Annotated in this window: 23 protein-coding genes and 1 riboswitch; of the genes, 17 read left to right on the top strand and 6 right to left on the bottom strand. The window is 57.3% G+C overall.

What is annotated here, in order from left to right:
* Positions 1-2 precede the first annotated feature (2 nt).
* On the top strand, positions 3-1,061 hold the full coding sequence (modC, locus tag V5P19_RS10020) for a molybdenum ABC transporter ATP-binding protein ModC (protein WP_334402673.1): 1,059 nt from the start codon (positions 3-5) through the stop codon (positions 1,059-1,061).
* Here modC and V5P19_RS10015 read toward each other — a convergent pair whose 3' ends face one another.
* Entirely contained in the window at positions 1,062-1,880 is an 819-nt protein-coding gene (locus tag V5P19_RS10015) for a pyridoxal phosphatase (RefSeq protein ID WP_334402671.1), read from the bottom strand. It lies immediately after the preceding gene.
* 139 nt (positions 1,881-2,019) lie between these two features.
* On the opposite strand from V5P19_RS10015, the gene pgl reads away from it, so the two are divergent.
* On the top strand, positions 2,020-3,015 hold the full coding sequence (gene pgl, locus V5P19_RS10010; RefSeq protein ID WP_334402669.1) for a 6-phosphogluconolactonase: 996 nt from the start codon (positions 2,020-2,022) through the stop codon (positions 3,013-3,015).
* A gap of 122 nt (positions 3,016-3,137) precedes the next feature.
* On the opposite strand, the gene V5P19_RS10005 is transcribed toward pgl, so the two are convergent.
* A complete protein-coding gene (locus V5P19_RS10005) occupies positions 3,138-4,421 on the bottom strand; it encodes a putative acyl-CoA thioester hydrolase (protein ID WP_334402667.1) in 1,284 nt (427 codons plus the stop codon).
* Between the two features lie 224 nt (positions 4,422-4,645).
* On the opposite strand from V5P19_RS10005, the gene hutI reads away from it, so the two are divergent.
* The 5 genes from hutI (at position 4,646) to hutH (ending at position 10,891) form a co-directional block, all read left to right on the top strand.
* Positions 4,646-5,869 (top strand): imidazolonepropionase, encoded by a 1,224-nt coding sequence (gene hutI, locus V5P19_RS10000; protein ID WP_334402760.1) that lies wholly within the window; start codon positions 4,646-4,648, stop codon positions 5,867-5,869.
* A complete protein-coding gene (hutG, locus tag V5P19_RS09995) occupies positions 5,866-6,804 on the top strand; it encodes a formimidoylglutamase (RefSeq protein WP_334402666.1) in 939 nt (312 codons plus the stop codon). Before hutI ends, hutG begins: the two co-directional genes overlap by 4 nt.
* Before the next feature lie 19 nt (positions 6,805-6,823).
* Entirely contained in the window at positions 6,824-7,558 is a 735-nt protein-coding gene (locus V5P19_RS09990; protein ID WP_334402758.1) for a histidine utilization repressor, read from the top strand.
* 127 nt (positions 7,559-7,685) lie between these two features.
* The gene (hutU, locus tag V5P19_RS09985; RefSeq protein ID WP_334402665.1) at positions 7,686-9,371 is read left to right on the top strand and encodes a urocanate hydratase; all 1,686 of its coding nucleotides are present in this window, start codon (positions 7,686-7,688) and stop codon (positions 9,369-9,371) included.
* Positions 9,371-10,891, top strand: coding sequence for a histidine ammonia-lyase (gene hutH / locus V5P19_RS09980; protein WP_334402664.1), 1,521 nt, complete (start codon positions 9,371-9,373; stop codon positions 10,889-10,891). The genes hutU and hutH overlap by 1 nt, the downstream gene beginning before the upstream one ends.
* A 66-nt stretch (positions 10,892-10,957) precedes the next feature.
* Here hutH and V5P19_RS09975 read toward each other — a convergent pair whose 3' ends face one another.
* Both V5P19_RS09975 and bioA read right to left on the bottom strand, forming a co-directional pair.
* Positions 10,958-11,434 (bottom strand): kinase inhibitor, encoded by a 477-nt coding sequence (locus V5P19_RS09975; RefSeq protein WP_334402662.1) that lies wholly within the window; start codon positions 11,432-11,434, stop codon positions 10,958-10,960.
* Positions 11,435-11,482: 48 nt separating this feature from the next.
* On the bottom strand, positions 11,483-12,790 hold the full coding sequence (gene bioA / locus V5P19_RS09970; protein WP_334402660.1) for an adenosylmethionine--8-amino-7-oxononanoate transaminase: 1,308 nt from the start codon (positions 12,788-12,790) through the stop codon (positions 11,483-11,485).
* 68 nt (positions 12,791-12,858) lie between these two features.
* Here bioA and bioB point away from each other — a divergent pair, with 68 nt between their 5' ends.
* From bioB to bioD, 4 genes are read left to right on the top strand one after another with little or no spacing between them, the layout of a single operon-like run.
* The gene (gene bioB / locus V5P19_RS09965; RefSeq protein WP_334402659.1) at positions 12,859-13,899 is read left to right on the top strand and encodes a biotin synthase BioB; all 1,041 of its coding nucleotides are present in this window, start codon (positions 12,859-12,861) and stop codon (positions 13,897-13,899) included.
* Positions 13,896-15,053 (top strand): 8-amino-7-oxononanoate synthase, encoded by a 1,158-nt coding sequence (gene bioF / locus V5P19_RS09960; protein ID WP_334402658.1) that lies wholly within the window; start codon positions 13,896-13,898, stop codon positions 15,051-15,053. Before bioB ends, bioF begins: the two co-directional genes overlap by 4 nt.
* Positions 15,037-15,792 carry a malonyl-ACP O-methyltransferase BioC gene (gene bioC, locus V5P19_RS09955; protein WP_334402656.1) on the top strand — a complete coding sequence of 252 codons (756 nt, stop codon included), beginning with the start codon at positions 15,037-15,039 and terminating at the stop codon, positions 15,790-15,792. Before bioF ends, bioC begins: the two co-directional genes overlap by 17 nt.
* Positions 15,785-16,486 carry a dethiobiotin synthase gene (bioD, locus tag V5P19_RS09950; protein WP_334402654.1) on the top strand — a complete coding sequence of 234 codons (702 nt, stop codon included), beginning with the start codon at positions 15,785-15,787 and terminating at the stop codon, positions 16,484-16,486. Before bioC ends, bioD begins: the two co-directional genes overlap by 8 nt.
* Here bioD and V5P19_RS09945 read toward each other — a convergent pair.
* Positions 16,449-17,171 (bottom strand): ATP-binding cassette domain-containing protein, encoded by a 723-nt coding sequence (locus V5P19_RS09945; RefSeq protein WP_334402652.1) that lies wholly within the window; start codon positions 17,169-17,171, stop codon positions 16,449-16,451. The genes bioD and V5P19_RS09945 overlap by 38 nt on opposite strands.
* A gap of 749 nt (positions 17,172-17,920) precedes the next feature.
* Between V5P19_RS09945 and uvrB the strand changes: the two genes are divergently transcribed.
* A complete protein-coding gene (uvrB, locus tag V5P19_RS09940; RefSeq protein WP_334402650.1) occupies positions 17,921-19,936 on the top strand; it encodes an excinuclease ABC subunit UvrB in 2,016 nt (671 codons plus the stop codon).
* Between the two features lie 95 nt (positions 19,937-20,031).
* On the opposite strand, the gene yvcK is transcribed toward uvrB, so the two are convergent.
* Positions 20,032-20,940 carry a uridine diphosphate-N-acetylglucosamine-binding protein YvcK gene (gene yvcK / locus V5P19_RS09935; protein ID WP_334402648.1) on the bottom strand — a complete coding sequence of 303 codons (909 nt, stop codon included), beginning with the start codon at positions 20,938-20,940 and terminating at the stop codon, positions 20,032-20,034.
* 226 nt (positions 20,941-21,166) lie between these two features.
* A riboswitch (molybdenum cofactor riboswitch) is annotated at positions 21,167-21,301 on the top strand.
* Here yvcK and moaA point away from each other — a divergent pair.
* The 5 genes from moaA to moaE all read left to right on the top strand — a co-directional run bounded on the left by moaA (position 21,289) and on the right by moaE (position 23,996).
* Positions 21,289-22,278, top strand: a complete 990-nt coding sequence (gene moaA / locus V5P19_RS09930) for a GTP 3',8-cyclase MoaA (RefSeq protein ID WP_334402646.1) — start codon at positions 21,289-21,291, stop codon at positions 22,276-22,278. Its footprint overlaps the riboswitch before it by 13 nt.
* A 24-nt stretch (positions 22,279-22,302) precedes the next feature.
* The gene (moaB, locus tag V5P19_RS09925; RefSeq protein WP_334402644.1) at positions 22,303-22,815 is read left to right on the top strand and encodes a molybdenum cofactor biosynthesis protein B; all 513 of its coding nucleotides are present in this window, start codon (positions 22,303-22,305) and stop codon (positions 22,813-22,815) included.
* A gap of 3 nt (positions 22,816-22,818) precedes the next feature.
* The gene (moaC, locus tag V5P19_RS09920) at positions 22,819-23,304 is read left to right on the top strand and encodes a cyclic pyranopterin monophosphate synthase MoaC (RefSeq protein WP_006809528.1); all 486 of its coding nucleotides are present in this window, start codon (positions 22,819-22,821) and stop codon (positions 23,302-23,304) included.
* Positions 23,297-23,542: a molybdopterin synthase sulfur carrier subunit gene (gene moaD / locus V5P19_RS09915; RefSeq protein ID WP_334402642.1), complete on the top strand. Its 246-nt coding sequence runs from the start codon at positions 23,297-23,299 to the stop codon at positions 23,540-23,542. The genes moaC and moaD overlap by 8 nt, the downstream gene beginning before the upstream one ends.
* A gap of 1 nt (position 23,543) precedes the next feature.
* Positions 23,544-23,996 carry a molybdopterin synthase catalytic subunit MoaE gene (gene moaE, locus V5P19_RS09910; RefSeq protein WP_334402640.1) on the top strand — a complete coding sequence of 151 codons (453 nt, stop codon included), beginning with the start codon at positions 23,544-23,546 and terminating at the stop codon, positions 23,994-23,996.
* The last annotated feature ends 31 nt before the right edge of the window (positions 23,997-24,027 follow it).

Raw genomic sequence — 24,027 nt, 5'->3', positions numbered from 1 at the left:
TTATGCTGGAACTCAATTTCACCCAGACGCTGGGGAACCACTGCCTGACGCTCAATGAAGCGCTGCCTGCGAGCGGCATTACCGCCATCTTTGGCGTGTCCGGTGCGGGAAAAACGTCTCTCATAAATGCCATAAGCGGCCTGACGCGACCGCAGTCGGGCCGCATCGTACTGAATAATCGCGTCTTACATGACGTGGAGAACAAGATTTACCTGTCGCCGGACAAACGGCGTATTGGCTACGTGTTTCAGGATGCGAGACTATTTCCACACTACAGCGTGCGCGGCAATCTGCGCTACGGTATGGCTAAAAGCATGGTCGCCCAGTTTGACAAGCTGGTGGCGCTTCTGGGGATAGAATCGCTCCTTGACCGACTGCCATCCTCCCTTTCCGGCGGTGAAAAACAGCGTGTGGCGATAGGTCGTGCGCTGCTGACCGCGCCGGAACTGTTACTGCTCGACGAGCCGCTGGCCTCGCTGGATATCCCACGTAAACGTGAGCTGCTGCCGTATCTGCAGCGCCTGGCGCGTGAAATCCATGTCCCGATGCTCTACGTCAGCCATTCGCTGGATGAGATTTTGCATTTGGCAGACAACGTGCTGGTGCTAGAAGAGGGCAGTGTAAAGGCGTTTGGCCCGCTGGAAGAGGTGTGGGGCAGCAGCGTGATGCACCCGTGGCTACCCCAAGAACAGCAAAGCAGCATTCTGAAGGTCAGCGTGCTGGAGCACCATCCTCACTACGCGATGACGGCGCTGGCGCTGGGGGATCAGCACCTGTGGGTCAATAAGATCGACAAGCCGCTGCAGTCCGCGCTGCGGATACGCATTCAGGCGTCGGACGTCTCTCTGGTCTTGCAGCCGCCGCTACAGACCAGCATCCGAAATATTCTGCGCGCCAAAGTGGCGGAGTGTTTGGATGATAACGGCCAGGTTGAAGTAAGGCTGGAGGTGGGCAGCAAAACGCTCTGGGCGCGCATCAGCCCGTGGGCCAGAGATGAGTTAGGTATCAAACCTGGCCTGTGGCTTTACGCTCAAATCAAGAGCGTCTCGATATCGACCTGATTACAGCAGGTGGGTATAAATGTACTGCGCGATGCTGTCGGTGGTGTTATCACCAATGACCACGTTGGCGCGCGCTTTTACGGCATCATCGGCATTGCCCATCGCTACGCCCGTTCCGGCAGCTTCCAGCATGCTGATGTCGTTATAGTTGTCGCCAAAGGCAATCACGTCCTGCATCGATCCGCCCTGAGATTCGACAAACTGCGTCAGGCGTTTGCCTTTGCTGTTTCCTTTGCGCGCGATATCGACCTGGTCATGCCAGGACCATTCACATTCCAGGCCCAGCGTTTGCTCTACGTGCTTAGCAAAGGTATTCAGTTTGGCGGTGTCTTCATCGGTCAGGGCAAATTTCCAGACAGCCTCAACGTCCCGTGCCGCCTGGCGCAGGGATGATACCTGCGTAAAGACCGGACGTTGCGCTTCGGGCAAAGAGAGCGCCCAGTTGCTGGTGCGGGTCACATGGCCGGTGGGGCGTTCGTAGACCATCGCGTTATCGACATACATCAGGCCGTGAATGTCATGCTCATCCAGCAAATCAATTAATTGCAGCGCCTGAGGAACCGGCAACGGATCGGATTCTAAAACCTTTTTTGCATGATAATCATACAAATAAGTGCCATTACAACAAATTGCAGGTGTATCTAACGCCAGTGCCTGATAAAAAGGATGAATGGCAACGTGATGTCGACCCGTTACGATAAGGAGTTGATATCCCACTTCCTGCGCACGTTTAAGTGCTTCAAGGGAAGAGGGAAGCAGGGTTTTTTGCGGGGTAAGTAAGGTACCGTCTAAATCCAGAGCAATCACACGCGAGGTCATTTGTTTTTCCGGTTAAGATTGAATTTATGTTCTGATGGGATGGTACACCGAGAGGCGGATGCTTCAAAACTCCCGTCGACAATTCAGCATTCACCGTCAAAAGTTAACTACTTTCATGCGCAGTGAGGAGTGAGTATTCATGAAACAAACCGTTTATACCGCCAGTCCTGAGAGCCAACAGATCCACGTCTGGCGTTTAAATACCGAGGGTACACTCACGCTGGTTCAGGTTGTTGATGTGCCGGGACAGGTTCAGCCGATGGTGATCAGCCCGGATAAACGTTTCTTGTACGTTGGCGTGCGCCCGGAATTCCGCGTACTTGCCTACCGCATTTCTCCGGATGACGGCGCCCTGACTTACACAGCAGAAGCCCCGTTGCCGGGAAGTCCAACCCATATTTCAACCGATCGCAAAGGTCACTTCGTCTTCAGCGGCTCTTATAACGCGGGCAGCGTGAGCGTGACGCGTCTGGAAGACGGCATTCCCGTTGAAACCGTGGACGTGGTCGAAGGGCTTGACGGCTGCCACTCGGCAAATATCTCCCCGGATAACCGTACGCTATGGGTACCTGCGCTGAAGCAGGATCGTATCTGCCTGTTTACCCTGAGCGATGATGGACACCTGGTGGCGCAAAATCCGGCTGAAATTACCACCGTAGAGGGTGCAGGGCCACGTCATATGGTCTTCCATCCAAACCAGCAGTACGCCTATGTAGTGAATGAACTCAATAGCTCTGTGGACGTCTGGGAGCTGAACGATCCTAACGGTCAGATTGAATGTGTGCAGACGCTGGATATGATGCCGTCTGACTTCTCTGACACCCGATGGGCAGCGGATATTCATATTACGCCGGACGGCCGTCACCTGTACGCCTGCGATCGCACTTCCAGTCTGATTACTGTGTTCAGCGTTTCTGAAGACGGCAGCGTGCTGGCGATCGAAGGCTTCCAGCCAACGGAAACCCAGCCGCGCGGCTTCAATATCGATCACAGCGGTAAATACCTGATTGCGGCGGGGCAGAAATCCCACCACATCGCGCTGTACGAAATTAAAGGCGAGCAGGGGCTGCTGGAAGAAAAAGGGCGCTATGCCGTTGGTCAGGGCCCAATGTGGGTGGTGGTTAACGCACACTAAGCGGCTGAAAACAAAAAACCTCGCCAATGCGAGGTTTTTTTATGCCCTGAGACACTGCGTTTAGCGGGATCTGGGGCGAATAGGCCGGGTAAGGCGAAGCCGCTACCCGGCACAAGAGCACATTACTGCTTCGGTTCAGCGACCACTTTGCTGCCCAGACCGCGGTTGTTGAACTCCCACATGCGGTTGAAGTTAGCGTCGTTCAGGTTGCGCTGCACGTTGCCTTTATCATCCACCGCACCGGTATTGCCGGAGAACGGACGTTTGGAGACGGCGGCATCCGCCCACGGTTTCGCCATGTTGAAACCTTCGTTGATCACGCTGTCGCGGATCACCACCTGGCCGTTGGTGGTAGAGTCGACATCCAGAGAGCGGCCCAACTGCGCAACGCCGTCACCGGCAGCATTAAAGCGGCTGTTTACGGCCAGGAAGCCGTAGAACAGGTTGGACTGAGTTGCCGGCGCAAATACGTAGCCTTCCTGCTGGGTACGTGAGTTCACCACGCGGAAATCGGTGTTATCAAACACCACAGCACCACGACCGGACACCAGATCCACGTCGCCTTCAACGTAGCTGTTCGTCACCAGAGTACGGGTCAGACGGTTGTTTTGCAGGGTGTTCTGCACGCCGCTGTTGGTCACGAAGAAGGTGTTCTGGCGGCCGAGGATGTTCACGTTGTTAATCTGAACCTGGTCGCCATCGCTACGCAGCGCTACCGCCTGATGGTTACCTGCATCCACGCTGTCACCCAGGGTGTTCTGGATAGTTAGATTCTGCAACTGCAGACCGTTGTTCTGAGACCAGAACACCGCGGAGCACATCACGCCAATGGTCGCGGTACGTTTGCTCTGGCAGTTATCAAACATATACCAGGCTGGTTTACCCGGCATGTATTTACCCGCCGGATTCACCAGGTGACGCCAGGTGGTGCTGTCGATTTCAGAATCAATCGCCAGACCAATTTTCACGTCGATCGCTTTTTCGCCCAGACCGTACAGGGTAATGCTTCCCGGCGCCGCCGGCACGTAAACGGTACCTTCATATTCACCAGGCAGGATCGCGATGTACTGACGTGACGCGCTGTGCTTGGTGATAGCGGCGTCAACGGCAGCCTGAATAGATGTATGGGTTACGCCCTGCGCGCCTGCCGGGCCAACAACGAAGTTTGGCTGTTGCGGCAGGTTAATAGAAGAAGGGGTCCATGGCGCAGCGTTCGGATCCATTGTTGTGAAGTAACGCGCCTGGCTGAAGTTCTTCGCTTCATCGGCTGACAAAATTGGACGGGAGGCGGTACCCGGCGCAACCTGCTCAGAAGGGCGCTGATCCGGTGGTGTTGAACTGCATGCGGATAATGTCACGCCAAAGGCAAGTGCTAACGCCAGACGGGAAATCCTGGAAATGTTCAAGGTGAAGCTCCTGGGTATGCAAGTCTTAACGAGAGAGACGAAATAGCCTGCTTTTTTATACTAAGTTGAGCGAAACGGGAAGATAAAAAGGGTAAAAGTTGCATTTTTCACCCAGGGACGGCGGGGAAGCGATCACAAAAAAATAACATTTTCTACAAAGTCGGTTGACAGTAGAGAACAGATGAAAATAAATGTCTATACAACCCATGACAAGTGGAATGCCCATGCAGCAGCTTCATCCCGACGATGTACTCTGGCGAAATGCGCGCCTGGCGACAATGGTTACAGACGCACCTGAGCCTTATGGCCTGACAGAACGCAGCGCCATCGTGGTGCGCGGCCAGGCGATCCTGGCCGTCGTGCCTGAGTCAGCGCTCCCTTCCGGGCATCGCAATAGCGTTGATCTTGGCGGTCGCCTGGTAACCCCCGGCCTTATCGATTGTCATACTCACCTGGTGTTTGGCGGCAATCGCGCGGCCGAGTGGGAGCAACGGCTGAAGGGGGTATCCTATCAGGCAATTAGCGCGCAGGGCGGTGGGATAAATGCCACCGTAACCGCCACTCGCAACAGTTCAGCGGAGGCGTTGCTTCAGTTGGCGCAGCAACGCCTCCAGCGTCTGATGAATGAAGGGGTGACCACAATTGAAATCAAATCGGGATACGGGCTTAACGCCGAGACCGAAGAGAAGATGCTCCACGTCGCGCGTCAGCTCGGTCTTAACAATCCAATCGACATCAGCCCTACGCTGCTGGCGGCGCACGCCGTACCCGTGGAATATCGACAAGACCCGGATGCTTACCTTTCGCTGGTCTGCGAGGAGATCATGCCTTCTCTGTGGCAAAAAGAATTTTTCGAAGCTGTAGATGTGTTCTGCGAAAACGTCGGCTTTACGCCAGCACAGGCTGAGCGCCTTTTCCTGGCGGCGACTGCGCTGGGTATTCCTGTGAAAGGGCACGTGGAGCAGCTTTCTAACCTGGGCGGCGCGGCGCTGGTCAGCCGCTTTAACGGGCTATCTGCCGATCATATCGAATATCTCGACGAAGCGGGCATTCAGGCGATGGCGCAAAACGGCACCGTTGCCGTGCTGCTGCCCGGCGCATTCTATTTTCTGCAGGAGCGCCAGCGTCCACCGGTTGAACACCTCAGAAAGCAGGGCGTCCCGATGGCGGTGGCCACCGATTACAATCCCGGCACCAGCCCGTTTGCGAGCCTTCATCTGGCGATGAACATGGCCTGCGTGCAGTTTGGCCTGACGCCTGAAGAGGCCTGGGCTGGCGTGACGCGACATGCCGCCCAGGCGCTGGGCCGTGGCGCGACGCACGGACAGTTACGGGCCGGGTACGTGGCTGACTTTATCGTCTGGGATGCGGACCATCCGGTCGAAATGGTCTACGAACCGGGCCGTAATCCGCTGTATCAGCGTATTTTCCGTGGAGAAGCAGCATGAGGTTATGGCATCCCGTTGCAGAGACGGTCTGGCAGGGGCGCGACGACAGCGCCGAGGCCAGCAACGCTAAGCGTATTTTTCAGACCCTGCGGCAGCAGGCTCAGTTTGTCCCCGCGTCATCAGGCATTGCCCTGATCGGATTTGCCTGCGATGAAGGGGTAAAACGTAATCATGGCCGGCCGGGGGCGGGGCAGGCGCCGGACGTGCTGCGCAAGGCGCTGGCGAATATGGCCAGCCATCAGGGGCATGAACGGCTTGTCGACATGGGTACGGTTCACGTTGAGGGCGACGACCTTGAGGCTGCCCAGCAGGCCCTAAGCGATGCCGTGGCGTCGTGCCAGCAGTCCGGCATGCGTACGCTGGTGTTTGGCGGCGGGCACGAGACCGCATGGGCGCACGGTCGCGGTATACTGGACACGTTCCCCAACGAGCGGGTAGCGGTCATCAATCTTGATGCACACCTGGACCTGCGTAAAGCTGACCGCGGGACGTCTGGCACCCCGTTTCGCCAGCTGGCACACTATTGCAGCGAAAGTGCGCGAGAATTCCACTACGCCTGTTTTGGCGTAAGCCGTGCGGCCAACACGCAGGCGCTGTGGGATGAAGCCGAGCGGCTGAACGTCACGCTGGTGGACGATCTTCACTTCCGTCGCGATGCGTTAGCTTCGCTGGAAAAGGTGCTGGCCCTGGCCGATCGTATCTACCTCACTATCGACCTGGACGTCTTGCCTGCCGGGGAAATGCCCGCCGTTTCTGCGCCCGCGGCGTTAGGCGTACCGGCGCTGGATCTGCTGGCGATAATTGAACGAATTTGTCGCAGCGGAAAACTGCAGGCGGCCGATCTGGTCGAATTTAACCCGCATTACGATCGGGACGGACAAGGTGCGAAGCTTGCTGCCCGTCTGGCCTGGCAAATTGCTCACTGGTGGGCATAACAAAAATGAAGGAGTCATGATGTTTTCACGCTCACCCCAGCCACAATCCAGTCCGCCAGCCCCTTTTTATGAAAAGGTGAAGCAGGCGATCGGTGAAAAAATTGCTAGCGGCGTCTGGCGACCGCACGACCGCATTCCGTCGGAAGCCGAGCTGGTCGCACAGTTTGGCTTTAGCCGGATGACCATCAATCGCGCCCTGCGGGAGTTAACTGATGAAGGACTTCTGGTGCGTCTGCAGGGGGTTGGGACGTTCGTGGCGGAACCAAAGGGACAGTCGGCGCTGTTTGAAATCCGCAGCATTGCCGACGAGATAGCGGCGCGTAACCATCAGCACCGCTGCGACGTGCTGGTGCTCGAAGAAACGCAGGCCAGCGCCGAGCAGGCTGTTGAGCTAAACGTCAAAGAAGGCACTCGGATTTTCCATTCCGTCATGGTGCATTTTGAGAACGACGTTCCGGTGCAGATTGAAGATCGCTGCGTCAACGCGATAAGCGTGCCGGAGTATCTATGCCAGGATTACACCCAAACCACCCCACACGCCTATCTCTCGCTTGTCGCACCGTTGACGGAAGGGGAGCACATCGTGGAAGCGGTGCGCGCCACGCCTCAGGAGTGCGAGCTGTTGCGCATTAAAGAGCACGATCCCTGCCTGCTGATCCGCCGCCGCACGTGGTCATCGTCGCAAATTGTGTCACATGCAAAGCTGCTGTTCCCGGGTAACCGCTACCGGCTGCAGGGCCACTTTATGTCATAAGTTTTAAAAGCGTGATAGCTAACGCAATATAACAAAATTGTATCTTTTTTGTTAAATATGACCTTGTGTGTGCTTGTCTATACAAGTATATCTTAATGCACTATCTGTCCCGTATGAGGAGCACACAATGTCGTCAGGTAAATACCGCCAGCAGGATGTTCGCGCCGCGCGCGGCACCATGCTTACCGCTAAAAGCTGGCTCACCGAAGCACCGCTGCGCATGTTGATGAATAACCTTGATCCTGAGGTGGCGGAAAATCCCCACGAGCTGGTGGTCTACGGCGGCATTGGCCGCGCCGCGCGCAACTGGGAGTGCTATGACGCCATTGTCGAATCCCTCACCAACCTGGAACATGACGAAACCCTGCTGGTGCAATCCGGCAAACCGGTTGGCGTGTTCAAAACCCATAAAAACGCACCGCGCGTGCTGATTGCCAACTCTAACCTGGTTCCGCACTGGGCGACGTGGGAGCACTTCAACGAGCTGGATGCCAAAGGGCTGGCGATGTACGGCCAGATGACGGCGGGAAGCTGGATTTACATCGGCAGTCAGGGGATTGTGCAGGGCACGTATGAAACTTTTGTGGAAGCCGGTCGTCAGCACTATAACGGTTCGCTGAAAGGCCGCTGGGTTCTCACCGCAGGTCTGGGCGGAATGGGCGGCGCGCAGCCGCTGGCCGCGACCCTGGCGGGTGCCTGCTCGCTGAACATTGAATGCCAGCAGAGCCGCATCGATTTCCGTCTGCGTACCCGCTACGTTGACGAGCAGGCCGGCAGCCTGGATGACGCGCTCGCGCGTATCAAAAAGTACACGGCAGAGGGGAAAGCGATGTCGATTGCCCTGTGCGGTAACGCGGCGGATATTCTTCCTGAGCTGGTTGCCCGTGGCGTGCGCCCGGATCTCGTCACCGATCAGACCAGCGCCCATGACCCGCTGCATGGCTATCTGCCAACGGGCTGGACGTGGGAAGACTACCAGCAACGCGCTGAAACCGATCCGGAAGGCACGGTGCTCGCGGCAAAACGTTCGATGGCCGATCACGTCTCTGCCATGCTGGCCTTCAGCCAGATGGGGGTTCCGACCTTCGATTATGGCAACAATATTCGTCAGATGGCGAAAGAGATGGGCGTAAGCAATGCCTTTGACTTCCCCGGCTTTGTGCCCGCCTACATTCGTCCTCTGTTCTGTCGCGGCATTGGCCCGTTCCGCTGGGTGGCCTTGTCCGGCGACCCGGAAGATATCTACAAAACCGATGCCAAAGTGAAAGAAATTGTCGCGGACGACGAACACCTGCACCGCTGGCTGGATATGGCGCGAGAGCGCATTAACTTCCAGGGCTTGCCGGCGCGTATCTGTTGGGTAGGGCTGGAGTGGCGACAAAAGCTCGGCCTGGCCTTCAACGAAATGGTGCGCAGCGGTGAAGTCTCGGCCCCGATTGTGATTGGCCGAGACCACCTTGACTCCGGCTCCGTTGCCAGCCCGAACCGTGAAACGGAAGCCATGCGCGACGGCTCTGATGCAGTGTCCGACTGGCCGTTACTGAACGCGTTGCTGAATACCGCCAGCGGCGCGACCTGGGTGTCGTTGCACCACGGCGGCGGCGTGGGGATGGGCTTCTCCCAGCATTCGGGCATGGTTATCGTGTGTGATGGTACCGATGAAGCGGCTGCGCGTATCGCTCGTGTGCTGCATAACGATCCGGCAACCGGCGTGATGCGTCACGCGGATGCTGGTTACGAGATTGCGATTGACTGTGCTAAAGAGCAGGGACTTAACCTGCCGATGATCCCTGCCACGCAAGGAAAGCAATAATGAACGCATTAACACTTATGCCTGGCTCACTGACGCTAAAACAGTTACGCAGCGTCTGGCGTCAACCGGTCACGCTAGCGCTGGATGAAAGTGCGCATAGCGCAATTAACGACAGCGTTGCCTGCGTTGAGGCCATCGTGGCAGAAGGGCGTACCGCCTACGGTATCAACACCGGGTTTGGCCTGCTGGCGCAGACCCGCATCGCGACGCACGATCTTGAAAATTTACAACGTTCGCTGGTGCTGTCGCACGCGGCGGGCGTAGGTCAGCCGCTGGATGATGAGATTGTCCGTCTGATGATGGTGCTCAAAATTAACAGTCTGGCGCGCGGTTTCTCCGGTATTCGCCTGAGCGTGATCCAGGCGCTGATGGCGCTGGTGAATGCGCAAGTCTATCCGTGGATCCCGGCGAAAGGATCTGTCGGCGCATCCGGAGATTTGGCTCCGCTGGCGCACATGTCGCTGCTGCTCCTCGGCGAAGGGCAGGCGCGCTGGCAGGGCGAGTGGCTCCCGGCGAAAGAGGCGCTGAAAAAAGCCGGGCTATCGCCCATCACGCTGGCGGCGAAAGAGGGGCTTGCACTGCTCAATGGCACTCAGGCCTCAACCGCCTTTGCGCTGCGCGGCCTGTTTGAGGCCGAAGATCTGTTTGCGTCAGCGGTCGTGTGCGGTGCGTTGACGACCGAGGCCGTGCTGGGCTCACGTCGTCCGTTCGATGCCCGTATTCATGCCGTGCGCGGTCAGCGCGGGCAGATAGACGCAGCGGCGATGTACCGCCATTTGCTGACGGAGACCAGCGGTATTGCTGACTCTCATCACAACTGCGAGAAAGTGCAGGATCCGTATTCGCTGCGCTGTCAGCCGCAGGTGATGGGCGCATGCCTGACGCAGCTGCGCCAGGCCGCAGACGTGCTGCTGGTTGAAGCTAACGCGGTGTCCGATAACCCGCTGGTGTTTGCCGTGGAGAATGACGTGGTTTCCGGCGGTAACTTCCACGCCGAACCGGTAGCCATGGCGGCGGATAATCTCGCGCTGGCGATTGCCGAAGTGGGGGCGCTGTCCGAGCGACGCATCGCGTTGATGATGGATAAGCATATGTCTCAGCTGCCGCCGTTCCTGGTGCGTAACGGCGGGGTGAACTCAGGATTTATGATTGCGCAGGTCACCGCGGCGGCGCTGGCGAGCGAGAACAAAGCGCTGTCGCATCCGCACAGCGTGGACAGCCTGCCAACGTCCGCAAACCAGGAAGATCACGTCTCAATGGCACCGGCCGCCGGGCGTCGCCTGTGGGAGATGGCCTCTAACACCCGCGGCGTGCTGGCGGTGGAATGGCTGGCGGCGTGTCAGGGCATCGATTTACGTGAAGGACTGAAATCCAGCCCGCTGCTGGAGCAGGCGCGACATGCGCTGCGTGAGCATGTTACCCATTACGATGACGACCGCTTCTTTGCGCCGGATATTGATAAGGCGATGCAGCTACTGGACGAAGGGCGTTTGGTAGGGTTGTTGCCTTCGGTGCTGTGATTTGTTTGCCCTCACCCTCACCTTCTCCCACCGGAGAGGTTCGGGCGAGGGCATCAGCCCGCACTATTATGAATACATCGCGGTAATCGACGCGCTGCCAAGCGAATGGAAATGCACGTTAAAGCCCACCATCGCGCCGCTGGCCCCTTCATCCACCTCAATCTTATCCACATCCAGCGCATGCACCGTGAAGATATAGCGGTGAGTTTCCCCTTTTGGCGGAGCAGCACCGCCATAGCCGGCTTTACCAAAATCGGTTCGGGTCTGGATGGCACCGTCAGGCAGGGCGACCAAATTGGAGCCTGAGCCCTGCGGCAGAACGCGGGTATCTGCTGGCAGGTTGGCAACAATCCAGTGCCACCAGCCGGAGCCGGTTGGTGCATCCGGATCGTAGCAGGTCACGACAAAGCTCTTGGTTCCGGCGGGAACGTCGTCCCACGCCAGATGCGGAGAGAGATTATCCCCCTGATAGCCCATGCCGTTGAATACGTGACGTTCTGGCAGTTTTTCGCCGTCGCGCAGATCTTTACTGATGATTTTCATACGGTTTCCCCTTGTTAATCACGCGTACGGAAAGTGTAACCCATGGGGTTAAATCGTGAAATGCGCGGGAATATTCACGGCTTTCACAACCGCGGCAGTGAGCTTACGTAGCTGAGCCTGGCTAATCATGTACGGCGGCATCAGGTAAATAAGCTTGCCGAAGGGACGTACCCACACCCCTTGTTCAACAAAGAAGCGCTGCAGCGCGGCCATGTTTACCGGATGGGTGGTCTCAATCACGCCGATCGCGCCGAGCACGCGCACGTCCGCCACGAATTCAGCCCCCGACGCTACGTTCAACTCGTGCCTGAGCTGCGTTTCAATCGCCGCAACCTGCGTTTGCCATTCCCCGCTTTCCAGAATGGCGAGGCTTTCGCTCGCGACCGCACAGGCCAGCGGATTGCCCATGAACGTCGGACCGTGCATAAAACAGCCCGCCTCGCCGTCGCTGATCGTGTCGGCGACGTGGCGCGTCGTCAGCGTCGCCGAGAGCGTCATGGTGCCGCCGGTCAGCGCTTTGCCCAGGCACAGAATATCCGGCGTAATACCCGCATGTTCACAGGCGAACAGCTTTCCGGTACGGCCAAAGCCGGTCGCGATCTCATCGGCAATCAGCAAGATCCCCTCGCGGTCGCACATCTTACGAATGCGCTTGAGCCACTCCGGGTGATACAGGCGCATTCCGCCAGCGCCCTGCACGATGGGCTCGAGGATCACCGCGGCAATCTCGTGACGATGCGCCGCCATCAGCCGCGCGAAGCCCACCATATCCATTTCGTTCCACTCGCCGTCGAAGCGGCTTTGCGGGGCCGGGGCAAACAGGTTGTCCGGCAGATAGCCTTTCCACAGGCTGTGCATCGAATTGTCTGGATCGCACACCGACATCGCGCCGAAGGTGTCACCGTGATAGCCGTTGCGGAAGGTGAGGAATCGCTGACGGGAATCTCCCTTTGCATGCCAGTACTGCAGTGCCATTTTCATCGCTACTTCTACGGCCACGGAACCGGAGTCGGCGAGAAACACGCACTCCAGCGCCTCAGGCGTCATCGCCACCAGACGGCGGCACAACTCCACCGCGGGCTGATGCGTAATGCCGCCGAACATGACATGCGACATTTGGTCAATCTGCGCTTTCATCGCCGCGTTCAGCCGCGGGTGGTTGTAACCGTGGATGGCCGCCCACCAGGAAGACATTCCGTCTACCAGCGCTTCGCCGTTGGCGAGATGCAGCTCGCATCCATGTGCTGATGCGACCGGATAGACGGGCAGGGGATGGGTCGTGGAGGTGTAGGGGTGCCAGATATGCTGCTTGTCGAAGGCGAGATCGTCCTGGGTCATAATCGACTTGTAAACCATTTTGAAAAGATTTAGGTTTACAAGTATAAACCGAACCGACAATTAACAAAACCCTTTGGAGAAGCCCGATGGCTCACCACGCACGCTGGACAATGTCGCAAGTCACTGAATTATTCAACAAACCTTTCCTGGAACTGATGTTTGAGGCCCAACAGATACACCGTCAGCACTTCGATCCGCGCCACGTTCAGGTCAGCACGCTGCTGTCGATCAAGACCGGTGCCTGCCCGGAGGACTGCAAATACTGTCCGCAGAGCGCGCGCTATAAAACCGGGCTTGAAGCCGAACGCCTGATGGAGGTCGAGCAGGTGCTCGACTCCGCGCGCAAGGCGAAGAACGCCGGCTCGACCCGCTTCTGCATGGGGGCGGCGTGGAAGAACCCACACGATCGCGACATGCCGTATCTGGAGCAGATGGTTAAAGGCGTGAAGGAGATGGGCCTCGAAGCCTGCATGACGCTGGGTACGCTAAACGAGGAGCAGGCGCAGCGCCTCTCGTCGGCAGGGCTGGACTACTACAACCATAACCTCGATACCTCGCCGGAGTTTTACGGCAATATCATCACTACGCGTACCTACCAGGAGCGTCTGGACACGCTGGATAAAGTCCGCGAGGCCGGGATCAAGGTCTGCTCGGGCGGGATTGTCGGCCTGGGCGAAACGGTGAAAGATCGCGCCGGACTGCTGCTTCAGCTGGCCAACCTGCCGACCCCGCCGGAAAGCGTGCCGATCAATATGCTGGTGAAGGTGAAGGGGACGCCAATGGCCGATAACGACGATGTGGATCCGTTTGACTTCATCCGCACCATCTCCGTTGCGCGCATCATGATGCCAACGTCCTTTGTTCGCCTGTCTGCCGGCCGCGAGCAGATGAACGAGCAAACGCAGGCCATGTGCTTTATGGCCGGGGCCAACTCCATCTTCTACGGCTGCAAATTGCTGACCACGCCAAACCCGGAAGAGGACAAAGACGTCCAGCTGTTCCGCAAGCTGGGGCTGAATCCGCACCAGACCGAGGTATTGACGGGCGATAATGAGCAACAGCAGCAGCTGGAGCAGCAGATTTTTAACGCTGACACCGAACAGTTCTACAACGCGGCGTCCGTATGACCTGGCAGGCACGTATCCATTCCGCCCTCGACGCGCGTCGGGCGCTCGATGCTTATCGCGAGCGCAGGGTTGTAGAAAACGGCGCGGGCCGTTTTCTCACCCGTGAGGGGCAGCAGTTTTGTAATTTCTCCAGCAATGATTATCTCGGTCTGAGCCAGCACCCGCAGATTGTGCATGCCTGGCAGCAGGGCGCTGAGCGTTACGGTGTGGGGAGCGGGGGTTCCGGGCACGTCAGCGGCTACACAACGGCGCACCAGGCGCTGGAAGAGTCGCTTGCCGACTGGCTGGGCTATCCGCGTGCGCTGCTGTTTATTTCCGGTTTTGCCGCCAACCAGGCGGTCATCGCCGCGATGATGGGCAAAGACGACCGTATCGTCGCCGACCGCTTAAGCCACGCCTCTCTGCTGGAAGCGGCAAATCTGAGTCCGGCTCAGCTGCGTCGCTTTGCCCATAACGAGGCCGCCCAGCTTTCAGCGTTGCTGGACAAACCCTGCGCCGGGCAACAGCTGGTGGTGACGGAAGGGGTGTTCAGCATGGACGGTGACAGCGCGCCGCTCCGTGCGATCTACGATGCGGCGACGCAGCATAATGCCTGGCTGATGGTGGATGATGCCCACGGTATAGGTGCGTTGGGTGACGAAGGGCGCGGGAGCGCGCATGAGCAAAAGGTAAAGCCCGAACTGCTGGTGGTCACCTTCGGCAAAGGGTTTGGCGCGAGCGGTGCGGCCGTGCTGTGCAGCGATGCTGTCGCCGAGTATCTGCTGCAATTTACGCGACATCTGATTTACAGCACTAGCATGCCACCGGCCCAGGCCGTAGCGCTGTCAGCGTCACTGGCGGTGATTCGCAGCGCAGATGGCGCGGAACGTCGCGCCCGTCTTGCCCATCATGTGCACCGTTTTCGTCAGGGCCTGCATCATCTTCCATTCCAGAGCACCGATTCCCTCAGTGCGATTCAACCGGTAATCGTGGGTGAAAACGGCCGGGCGCTTGCGCTGGCGCAGAGTCTGCGCGACAGGGGAATATGGGTCACTGCTATTCGTCCGCCAACCGTGCCTGCGGGTACCGCGCGGCTACGCTTGACGCTCACCGCAGCGCACGAAGACCAGGATATCGATGCACTTCTGGAGGCACTGCATGTTGCCAGTCAATAAGCAGGCCATCGCGGCCGCGTTTGGCCGGGCGGCGCAGAGCTATTCCCGGCACGATGAATTGCAGCGCCAAAGCGCGCAGGGGCTGCTTGCCACGCTTGGCGAGAACACGTTTTCCAGGGTGCTGGACGCGGGCTGCGGGCCGGGAAGTAACAGCCGCTACTGGCGAGGAACAGGGAGCCACGTTACGGCGATGGACCTCTCAGACCTGATGCTTGAGGAGGCGCGTCAGCAGCAGGTTGCGGATGGCTATCTTCTGGGGGATATCGAAGCAATACCGCTGACGGATGCGCAGTTCGACCTGGTCTGGAGCCACCTGGCGGTGCAGTGGTGCAACAGCCTGCCGCTCGCGCTGGGCGAGCTTTATCGCGTGGCGCGTCCGGGTGGCAAAGTGGCGTTTACCACTTTGCTTGAAAGTTCTCTGCCAGAGCTTAATCAGGCGTGGCAAGCGGTAGATACACAGCCGCATGCCAACCGATTTTTATCGTATGACCAGGTCACGCAGGCGCTGGCCGGCTTTCGTTATCGCAGCGCGGTACAGACCATCACGATCGGCTTTAACGATGCGTTAAGCGCCATGCGCTCCTTGAAGGGCATTGGGGCCACGCATCTGCATACGGGGCGGGAGAAAAGACCGCTCACCCGTGGGCAGCTGCAGCGTCTGGAGCTGGCCTGGCCTCAGCAGCGAGGCGACTACCCGCTCTCTTATCAACTTTTTCATGGGATTATCGAACGTGACTGAACGTTATTTTGTCACCGGAACAGATACTGAAGTCGGTAAAACGGTGTCCAGCGCTGCGCTATTGCAGGCTGCGCGTTTAAAGGGAAAAACCACCGCCGGGTATAAACCTGTCGCCTCGGGCAGCGAGATGACGCCGGAAGGATTACGCAATACCGACGCGCTGGCGCTGCAGCGAAACAGCACGCTTGAGCTGGCCTATTGCGCAGTGAATCCATACACCTTTGCCGAGCCGACCTCACCGCACATCATCAGCGCAGACGAAAGGCGTCCCATTGATTTTAGCGTACTGTCAGCCGGGTTGCGGGATCTTGAAAGGCAGGCTGAGTGGGTGCTGGTGGAAGGGGCAGGCGGCTGGTTCACACCGCTTTCAGATGAGCTGACGTTTGCTGACTGGGTGCAAGCCGAGCAGCTGCCGGTCATTCTGGTGGTCGGCGTGAAGCTGGGCTGTATCAACCACGCCATGTTAACCGCGCAGGCTATTCAACAGGCCGGGCTACGCCTGGCGGGCTGGATAGCGAACGACGTGGTTGCGCCGGGTAAACGTCATCCCGAGTATCTGGCAACGCTTAAGCGCATGCTTTCTGCGCCGTTCCTTGGGGAGATCCCGTGGCTTGCCGACGATGCAGAACGGGCTGAAACCGGGCAGTACCTGGATCTTAGCGCCATGCATCCCGCGACATCCAGTGCGCGATAAGCTCATCGTCCAGCGCGTTAACGTGGCCCTGCGCCACGTTGCGCCCGCGGTACAGCATGCAGAAGCGGTCCGCGACCCTGCGGATAAACGACAGCTGCTGCTCGGCTAACAGTACCGTCATCCCTAGCTCCCGATTTAGCCGCACCAGCAGTTGCCCCAGCTTCTGGGCGAAGCTGTGCCCTGCACCGTACAACGGTTCATCAAGGATCAGCACGCGCGGGCGATTGACCAGCGCGCTGGCTAATGCCAGCTGATACTGGTCGTCTGTCGACAGTCCGTTAGCACGGTTTTTTCGCAACATGTAGAGTTGCGGAAACAGGTCATAAACGTCGCTTTTCGCCGCCGCATCCGACGTTCCCATCGCCCGCATCGCGACATGCAGGTTCTCTTCAATGGTCAACTGGGAAAAGATCCGTCTGTCCTGTGGAACATAGCCAATACCCAGCGGAGAGTGCTGTTCAGGGCTCTTGCTCAGAAGATTGCGCGGCGGGGCGCCAGCTTCATGCCAGACGATTGTCCCGCTTTCTACCGGCAAAACACCGGTGATGCAGTTCATGAGGGTGGTTTTGCCCATGCCTGGCAGACCAATTACCCCTGTGCACAAGCCCTGTGGTAAATCCAAGTCGACATTCCATAGCGTATGTTGGCTTCCGTAAAACTGATTGACTGCACGCAGACTCAACATCTTTCTCTCCTTAAAAATGTATTGGGGTGATGCCCATTCTCGAGTGTGCAAATCTCCTGCCAGAACCATTAAGCCGATAAAAAAAGCGTCTTTTTAGGATTTGGCTGGAGAAAAACGGCGACATTCTGGCTTGAATGCACATTCGCAGTGCTGGCGGTGGTGGGTTGTGGTGCAGGGGAGAAGGGGGAAATCGTGAGCAAGGTCTCACCAATGGGTTATGAATAGCTCAACTGATGATCATCAAAAAAGAGCTATAAAAATTTTTTACTGCCGCTTTGTGGGAAAAACCGGGAATTTGCCGAGTGGCGGTCTGCACGGGCTGGAAGCAGTTATCCACTATTCCTGTGGATAACCATGTGCATTAGAGTTAGAAAACACGCGATAAGCGAGAGAATACGCGGGTTACGACCAAATTGGTGCGAAACGCGGCTTTTGAAAATATCGCTTATTTATTAATTTGTTAGATAAAAGCAATTGCTGTCATGAAACGGTCATCCGTTGCCACAAAACTATCATGACCTGACTTGACAAATGTTAAATAAGAAAAAGTTCTGGGGATAACCCGAGGTTGCTGGTGTTTTATTTTGTTACCGTCTACGTTTTGACCCGAATTACGCTAATCTTCCGCGCGCTACGCTGAATATCCTGATGCGCCACTGGTTTTACATCCAGTGTTTTTTACTGGCAATCCTGGCCACAACGAGTAAAATTACTCACCTGCCGCTTTTTACGTCATCAGGTTGTCGCCCATGAGTAAACCGTTCAAATTGAATTCTGCTTTCCGTCCTTCAGGGGATCAACCTGAGGCGATCCGCCGTCTCGAAGAAGGGCTGAAGGACGGTCTGGCGCACCAGACGCTGCTGGGCGTGACCGGCTCGGGTAAAACGTTTACCGTCGCCAACGTGATTGCCGACCTGCAACGCCCGACGATGGTGCTGGCCCCGAATAAAACCCTGGCCGCGCAGCTGTACGGGGAGATGAAAGAATTTTTCCCGGATAACGCGGTGGAGTATTTCGTCTCTTACTACGACTACTACCAGCCTGAAGCCTATGTCCCGAGCTCTGACACCTTCATCGAGAAAGACGCCTCGGTGAACGAACACATTGAGCAGATGCGTCTGTCGGCGACCAAGGCGCTTCTCGAGCGTCGCGACGTGGTGGTGGTCGCTTCTGTTTCTGCCATCTACGGTCTGGGCGATCCGGATCTGTACCTGAAGATGATGCTCCACCTGACGCAGGGGATGATCATCGATCAGCGCGCCATTGTGCGCCGTTTGGCCGAACTGCAGTACGCCCGTAACGATCAGGCATTCCAGCGCGGTACGTTCCGCGTGCGCGGCGAAGTCATCGACATCTTCCCGGCAGAATCGGACGACATGGCGCTGCGCGTTGAGCTGTTTGACGAAGAGGTTGAGCGCCTGTCGCTGTTTGATCCGCTTACCGGGCATATCGAGTCGGTGATTCAGCGTTTCACTATCTACCCTAAAACGCACTACGTGACGCCACGCGAGCGCATCGTGCAGGCGATGGAAGAGATCAAAGTGGAGCTGGCCGATCGCCGTAAGGTGCTTCTGGCGAACAATAAGCTGCTCGAAGAGCAGCGCCTAAGCCAGCGTACCCAGTTCGATCTGGAAATGATGAACGAGCTGGGTTACTGCTCCGGTATTGAAAACTACTCGCGCTATCTCTCCGGGCGTGGCCCCGGCGAGCCGCCTCCGACGCTGTTTGACTATCTCCCGGCGGATGGTTTGCTGGTGATTGATGAATCCCACGTCACCATCCCGCAGATCGGCGGGATGTACCGCGGTGACCGGGCGCGTAAGGAGACGCTCGTGGAGTACGGCTTCCGGCTGCCGTCGGCGCTGGACAACCGTCCGATGAAGTTTGAAGAGTTTGAGGCGCTGGCGCCGCAAACCATCTACGTCTCGGCGACGCCGGGCAACTACGAGCTGGAGAAATCCGGCGATGACGTTGTGGACCAGGTGGTGCGCCCAACCGGATTGCTTGACCCGATTATCGAGGTGCGTCCGGTCGCCACTCAGGTGGATGATTTACTTTCTGAAATCCGTACCCGTGCCGCCATCAACGAGCGCGTGCTTGTCACGACGCTGACCAAGCGTATGGCGGAAGACCTGACGGAATATCTTGAAGAGCACGGCGAGAAGGTGCGTTACCTGCACTCCGATATCGACACCGTAGAGCGTATGGAAATTATCCGCGATCTGCGTCTCGGCGAGTTTGACGTGCTGGTCGGGATTAACCTTCTGCGAGAGGGTCTGGACATGCCGGAAGTTTCGCTGGTCGCCATTCTGGATGCCGACAAAGAGGGCTTCTTGCGTTCTGAACGCTCGCTGATCCAGACTATTGGCCGCGCCGCGCGTAACGTTAACGGCAAAGCCATTCTCTACGGCGATAAGATTACGCCGTCAATGGCGAGAGCCATTAGCGAAACGGAGCGCCGTCGGGAGAAACAGCAGGCTTACAACGAAGAACACGGCATTACGCCGCAGGGTCTGAACAAGAAGGTGGTGGATATCCTGGCGCTGGGGCAGAACATCGCCAAAACCAAAGCGAAAGGCCGCGGCAAGGCGCGTTCAATAGTGGAAGAAGATACCGTAGTGCTGACGCCGAAAGCCCTGCAGCAGAAGATCCACGAACTGGAAGGGCAGATGATGCAGCACGCGCAAAATCTGGAGTTCGAAGAGGCGGCGCAGATCCGCGACCAGCTTCATCAGCTGAGGGATCTTTTCATCGCCGCATCCTAGGTATCCTGGTAAAAGCAAAATGGCAGCCAGAGCTGCCATTTTGAGAATTTGCGCCCTTTCCTCCAGGAGAGGGCATCAGGCCGCACTAAACAACCCTAACCCAGCTCCTGAATCGCTTTTTCCAGCGCCTCACGCAACAGATGGCGGTCGTGGCGATATTTAATGTCTGTCGCTTCCAGCGGCTCCTGAATCACCACCCGATCGCCAATACCGGACACATCCACTTTTGGCCCCACGACCACGCCGTCGATGATCTTCTTGCCGACGTACTGTTCCATCAGCATCAGTTTGTCCGCAAGCGACAGGCTTGCCGCCGCCGGGCTCAATTCACGCCCTAAATTCCCGATATACACCATTGGCGCAGGCGTTCTGCGCAGCGCCTGCGCCAGCTCTTTCACCAGCAGAATCGGCATCAGGCTGGTATAAAAACTGCCCGGTCCAATCAGGATAAGATCTGCTTCTCCGATCGCTTCCACCGCTTCTCGCGTGGCAGGGACACTCGGATAGGTCATCAACTCTGTCGGAGGTAAAATGAGCTGGTCAATATTCACTTCACCGTAAACTTCATGCCCTTCGGCATCAATTGCCATCAGGTCAACCGGTTGTTCGGACATGGGGATCAGGAATGCATCCACCTTAAGCAGATTACGGATTAAATTTATGGCCTCCAGAGGCCGCACGCTCAGGTGATCCAGCGCCTTCAACATCAGATTACCGAGGTTATGGCCGGAAAGCTCACCGTTACCGCCAAAACGATATTCAAACATCGCGGAAGCAACGCTCGGTTCGGTGATGAGCTGGTTGAGACAGTTGCGCATATCACCCCAGGCGATGCCGCCTTCGGCACGCCGGATCCGCCCCGTCGAGCCTCCGTTATCGGTCGTTGTGACTATCCCTGTTAATCTGGACCCCAGGGACGATAATGACGACATTACCCGTCCCAGGCCGTGGCCTCCGCCAAGAGCGACCACACGGTCAAGATCCGCAAAAGTGCGACTGCGCATACCCATTCCTTATTTCATTCGAACTGCGTAACAGTAACCTAACTACCCCTAAAAGACGATGCCTCACCCGGCGCAAAATGACGTATATCAATGCGAAAGTGTGGTTTTTGCGTATTCTGTTGTGAAACTGCACGATTAGCTCGTTATGTATCTAATTATATAGCGGAAAGCGGTAATGGCGAAGTGATGAGTTACGCGCTACTATCGCCTTAACCACGTTTTCGAAACTGAAAACATACACTCTAGCCTTTGTGCCTGTGTCGAAAGATATGGCGCTCTGGCCGTGGCGGATTTGCCACCAGGGTACAGAAAGAAATGACTGTGCCTCCCGTATCTGGAAAGGTGTACATGGCTTCACAACTTACTGATGCTTTCGCGCGTAAGTTTTTTTACTTACGTCTGTCGATTACCGATGTGTGCAATTTCCGTTGCACCTATTGCCTGCCTGAGGGCTACAAGCCGGGCAGCGTCACCAATAACGGCTTTCTTTCCGTCGATGAAGTGCGCCGCGTCACGCGTGCCTTTGCTGAGCTCGGAACAGAAAAGATCCGCCTGACCGGCGGTGAACCCTCTTTGCGCCGGGACTTCCCGGACATCATTGCGGCTGTCCGCGAAAACCCACGTATTCGTCAAATAGCGGTCACCACCAACGGCTACCGTATGGCCCGTGACGTGGCAAACTGGCGCGAGGCTGGCTTAACCGCGATCAACGTCAGCGTGGACAGTCTCGATGCTCGCCAGTTTCACGCCATCACCGGGCAGGACAAGTTCCAGCAGGTGATGGACGGTATCGATGCGGCATTTGCTGCCGGTTTCGACAAAGTCAAAGTGAATACTGTGCTGATGCGCGATGTGAATCATCATCAGCTCGACACCTTCCTGGCGTGGATCAAGCCCCGCCGCATTCAGCTGCGTTTTATCGAACTGATGGAAACCGGCGAGGGCAGTGAGCTGTTCCGTCGTCACCATATCTCCGGCATGGTGCTGCGCGACGCGCTGCTGAAACGCGGCTGGATCCATCAGATTCGTCAGCGCAGCGACGGCCCGGCTCAGGTCTTTTGCCACCCGGATTACGAAGGGGAAATTGGGCTGATCATGCCCTATGAGAAAGACTTCTGCGCCAGCTGTAACCGCCTGCGCGTCTCCTCCGTCGGCAAGCTGCATCTGTGCCTGTTTGGCGATGGCGGCGTGGATCTTCGCGATCTGCTGGAAGACGACGCGCAACAGGACGCCCTTGAAGCGCGCATTTCCGAAGCGCTGACGCATAAAAAACAGACCCACTTCCTGCATCAGGGCAATACTGGCATCACTCAAAACCTGTCCTACATTGGCGGGTAATCAGTCTTAAGAAGGAATCAGAAGATGAGTCAGGTAAGTGCAGAATTTATCCCGACACGAATCGCTATTCTTACCGTTTCAGACCGCCGTGATGAAGAGGATGATACCTCCGGCCACTGGCTGCGCGATGCGGCACATGACGCTGGGCACCAGATAGTTGATAAAGCTATTGTTAAAGAGAACCGCTACGCCATTCGCGCTCAGGTCTCTCAGTGGATTGCCAGTGATGAGGTACAGGTGGTGTTGATTACCGGTGGCACCGGCTTTACCGTAGGCGATCAGGCGCCAGAGGCGCTTATCCCGCTGTTCGATCGCGAGGTGGAAGGCTTCGGCGAAGTGTTCCGTATGCTCTCCTTTGAAGAGATTGCTACCTCCACGCTGCAGTCTCGCGCGGTGGCTGGCGTGGCAAACAACACGCTGATTTTCGCCATGCCTGGCTCGACGAAAGCCTGCCGCACCGCATGGGACAATATTATTGCCCCGCAGTTGGACGCCCGTACCCGTCCCTGTAATTTCCATCCCCATTTAAAGAAATAAGCTATGTCACAACTGACCCACATTAATGCCGCTGGCGAAGCCCATATGGTTGATGTTTCGGCTAAAGCGGAAACGGTGCGCGAGGCGCGTGCCGAAGCGTTCGTCACCATGCTGCCGGAAACCCTGGCGATGATTATCGACGGCAGTCACCACAAGGGTGATGTGTTTGCTACCGCGCGCATTGCAGGGATTCAGGCCGCGAAACGCACCTGGGACTTAATTCCCCTTTGCCATCCGCTGATGCTCAGCAAGGTGGAAGTGAATTTGCAGGCGCAGCCCGAGCATAATCGCGTGCGTATCGAGTCGCTGTGTCGCTTAACCGGTAAAACCGGCGTGGAGATGGAAGCCCTGACGGCGGCATCCGTCGCGGCGCTGACCATCTACGATATGTGCAAAGCCGTGCAAAAAGATATGGTGATTGGCCCGGTGCGTCTGCTGGCTAAAAGCGGCGGCAAATCGGGTGATTTTAAGGTGGAAAGCCATGATTAAGGTTCTCTTCTTTGCACAGGTTCGCGAGCTGGTCGGGACTGACAGCCTGACGCTGGACGCCTCCTTTGAAAACGTTGCCGCGCTGCGCACCCATCTGGCAGCACGAGGCGACCGCTGGGCGCTGGCGCTGGAGGAAGGCAAGCTGCTGGCCGCCGTGAACCAGACGCTGGTCGAGCTGACGCATCCGCTGGTGGCAGGGGATGAAGTGGCTTTCTTCCCGCCTGTGACAGGGGGCTAAGATGGCTGACACGCGAATTCTGGTCGGTCACGAACGCTTCAGTGTCGGTACAGAATATGATTGGTTGGCCGAGCGCGATGAAGACGGTGCCGTGGTCACCTTCACCGGCAAAGTACGAAATCACAATCTTGGCGACAGCGTGAAGGCATTAACGCTGGAGCACTATCCGGGGATGACCGAGAAATCGCTTTCGGCGATTGTCGAAGAGGCGCGGAGCCGCTGGCCGCTCGGCAGGGTAACGATTGTTCACCGCATCGGTGAAATGTGGCCGGGCGACGAGATTGTGTTTGTCGGGGTGACCAGCGCGCACCGTGGCAGCGCGTTTGCGGCAGGGGAATTCATTATGGATTACCTCAAGACCAAAGCGCCTTTCTGGAAACGTGAAGCGACGCCGGAAGGCGAGCGGTGGGTTGAGTCGCGCGACAGCGACAAACAAGCTGCCAGTCGTTGGTAGTCGGTTTACGTGGATGTGTTAGTCTTAACGT

The sequence above is a fragment of the Enterobacter sp. UNJFSC 003 genome (assembly GCF_036903355.1).
Taxonomy (GTDB): Bacteria; Pseudomonadota; Gammaproteobacteria; order Enterobacterales; family Enterobacteriaceae; genus Enterobacter.
The sequence above is the reverse complement of the archived record's forward strand: the minus strand, read 5'-3'. Positions and strand labels throughout refer to the sequence as shown.

What these genes read in the sequence shown, in the direction of transcription:
- modC (WP_334402673.1), top strand. Translation starts at nt 3, where the DNA reads ATGCTGGAACTCAATTTCACCCAGACGCTGGGGAACCACTGCCTGACG.
- V5P19_RS10015 (WP_334402671.1), bottom strand. Translation starts at nt 1,880, where the DNA reads ATGACCTCGCGTGTGATTGCTCTGGATTTAGACGGTACCTTACTTACC.
- pgl (WP_334402669.1), top strand. Translation starts at nt 2,020, where the DNA reads ATGAAACAAACCGTTTATACCGCCAGTCCTGAGAGCCAACAGATCCAC.
- hutI (WP_334402760.1), top strand. Translation starts at nt 4,646, where the DNA reads ATGCAGCAGCTTCATCCCGACGATGTACTCTGGCGAAATGCGCGCCTG.
- hutG (WP_334402666.1), top strand. Translation starts at nt 5,866, where the DNA reads ATGAGGTTATGGCATCCCGTTGCAGAGACGGTCTGGCAGGGGCGCGAC.
- V5P19_RS09990 (WP_334402758.1), top strand. Translation starts at nt 6,824, where the DNA reads ATGTTTTCACGCTCACCCCAGCCACAATCCAGTCCGCCAGCCCCTTTT.
- hutU (WP_334402665.1), top strand. Translation starts at nt 7,686, where the DNA reads ATGTCGTCAGGTAAATACCGCCAGCAGGATGTTCGCGCCGCGCGCGGC.
- hutH (WP_334402664.1), top strand. Translation starts at nt 9,371, where the DNA reads ATGAACGCATTAACACTTATGCCTGGCTCACTGACGCTAAAACAGTTA.
- V5P19_RS09975 (WP_334402662.1), bottom strand. Translation starts at nt 11,434, where the DNA reads ATGAAAATCATCAGTAAAGATCTGCGCGACGGCGAAAAACTGCCAGAA.
- bioA (WP_334402660.1), bottom strand. Translation starts at nt 12,790, where the DNA reads ATGGTTTACAAGTCGATTATGACCCAGGACGATCTCGCCTTCGACAAG.
- bioB (WP_334402659.1), top strand. Translation starts at nt 12,859, where the DNA reads ATGGCTCACCACGCACGCTGGACAATGTCGCAAGTCACTGAATTATTC.
- bioF (WP_334402658.1), top strand. Translation starts at nt 13,896, where the DNA reads ATGACCTGGCAGGCACGTATCCATTCCGCCCTCGACGCGCGTCGGGCG.
- bioC (WP_334402656.1), top strand. Translation starts at nt 15,037, where the DNA reads ATGTTGCCAGTCAATAAGCAGGCCATCGCGGCCGCGTTTGGCCGGGCG.
- V5P19_RS09945 (WP_334402652.1), bottom strand. Translation starts at nt 17,171, where the DNA reads ATGTTGAGTCTGCGTGCAGTCAATCAGTTTTACGGAAGCCAACATACG.
- uvrB (WP_334402650.1), top strand. Translation starts at nt 17,921, where the DNA reads ATGAGTAAACCGTTCAAATTGAATTCTGCTTTCCGTCCTTCAGGGGAT.
- yvcK (WP_334402648.1), bottom strand. Translation starts at nt 20,940, where the DNA reads ATGCGCAGTCGCACTTTTGCGGATCTTGACCGTGTGGTCGCTCTTGGC.
- moaA (WP_334402646.1), top strand. Translation starts at nt 21,289, where the DNA reads ATGGCTTCACAACTTACTGATGCTTTCGCGCGTAAGTTTTTTTACTTA.
- moaB (WP_334402644.1), top strand. Translation starts at nt 22,303, where the DNA reads ATGAGTCAGGTAAGTGCAGAATTTATCCCGACACGAATCGCTATTCTT.
- moaC (WP_006809528.1), top strand. Translation starts at nt 22,819, where the DNA reads ATGTCACAACTGACCCACATTAATGCCGCTGGCGAAGCCCATATGGTT.
- moaD (WP_334402642.1), top strand. Translation starts at nt 23,297, where the DNA reads ATGATTAAGGTTCTCTTCTTTGCACAGGTTCGCGAGCTGGTCGGGACT.
- moaE (WP_334402640.1), top strand. Translation starts at nt 23,544, where the DNA reads ATGGCTGACACGCGAATTCTGGTCGGTCACGAACGCTTCAGTGTCGGT.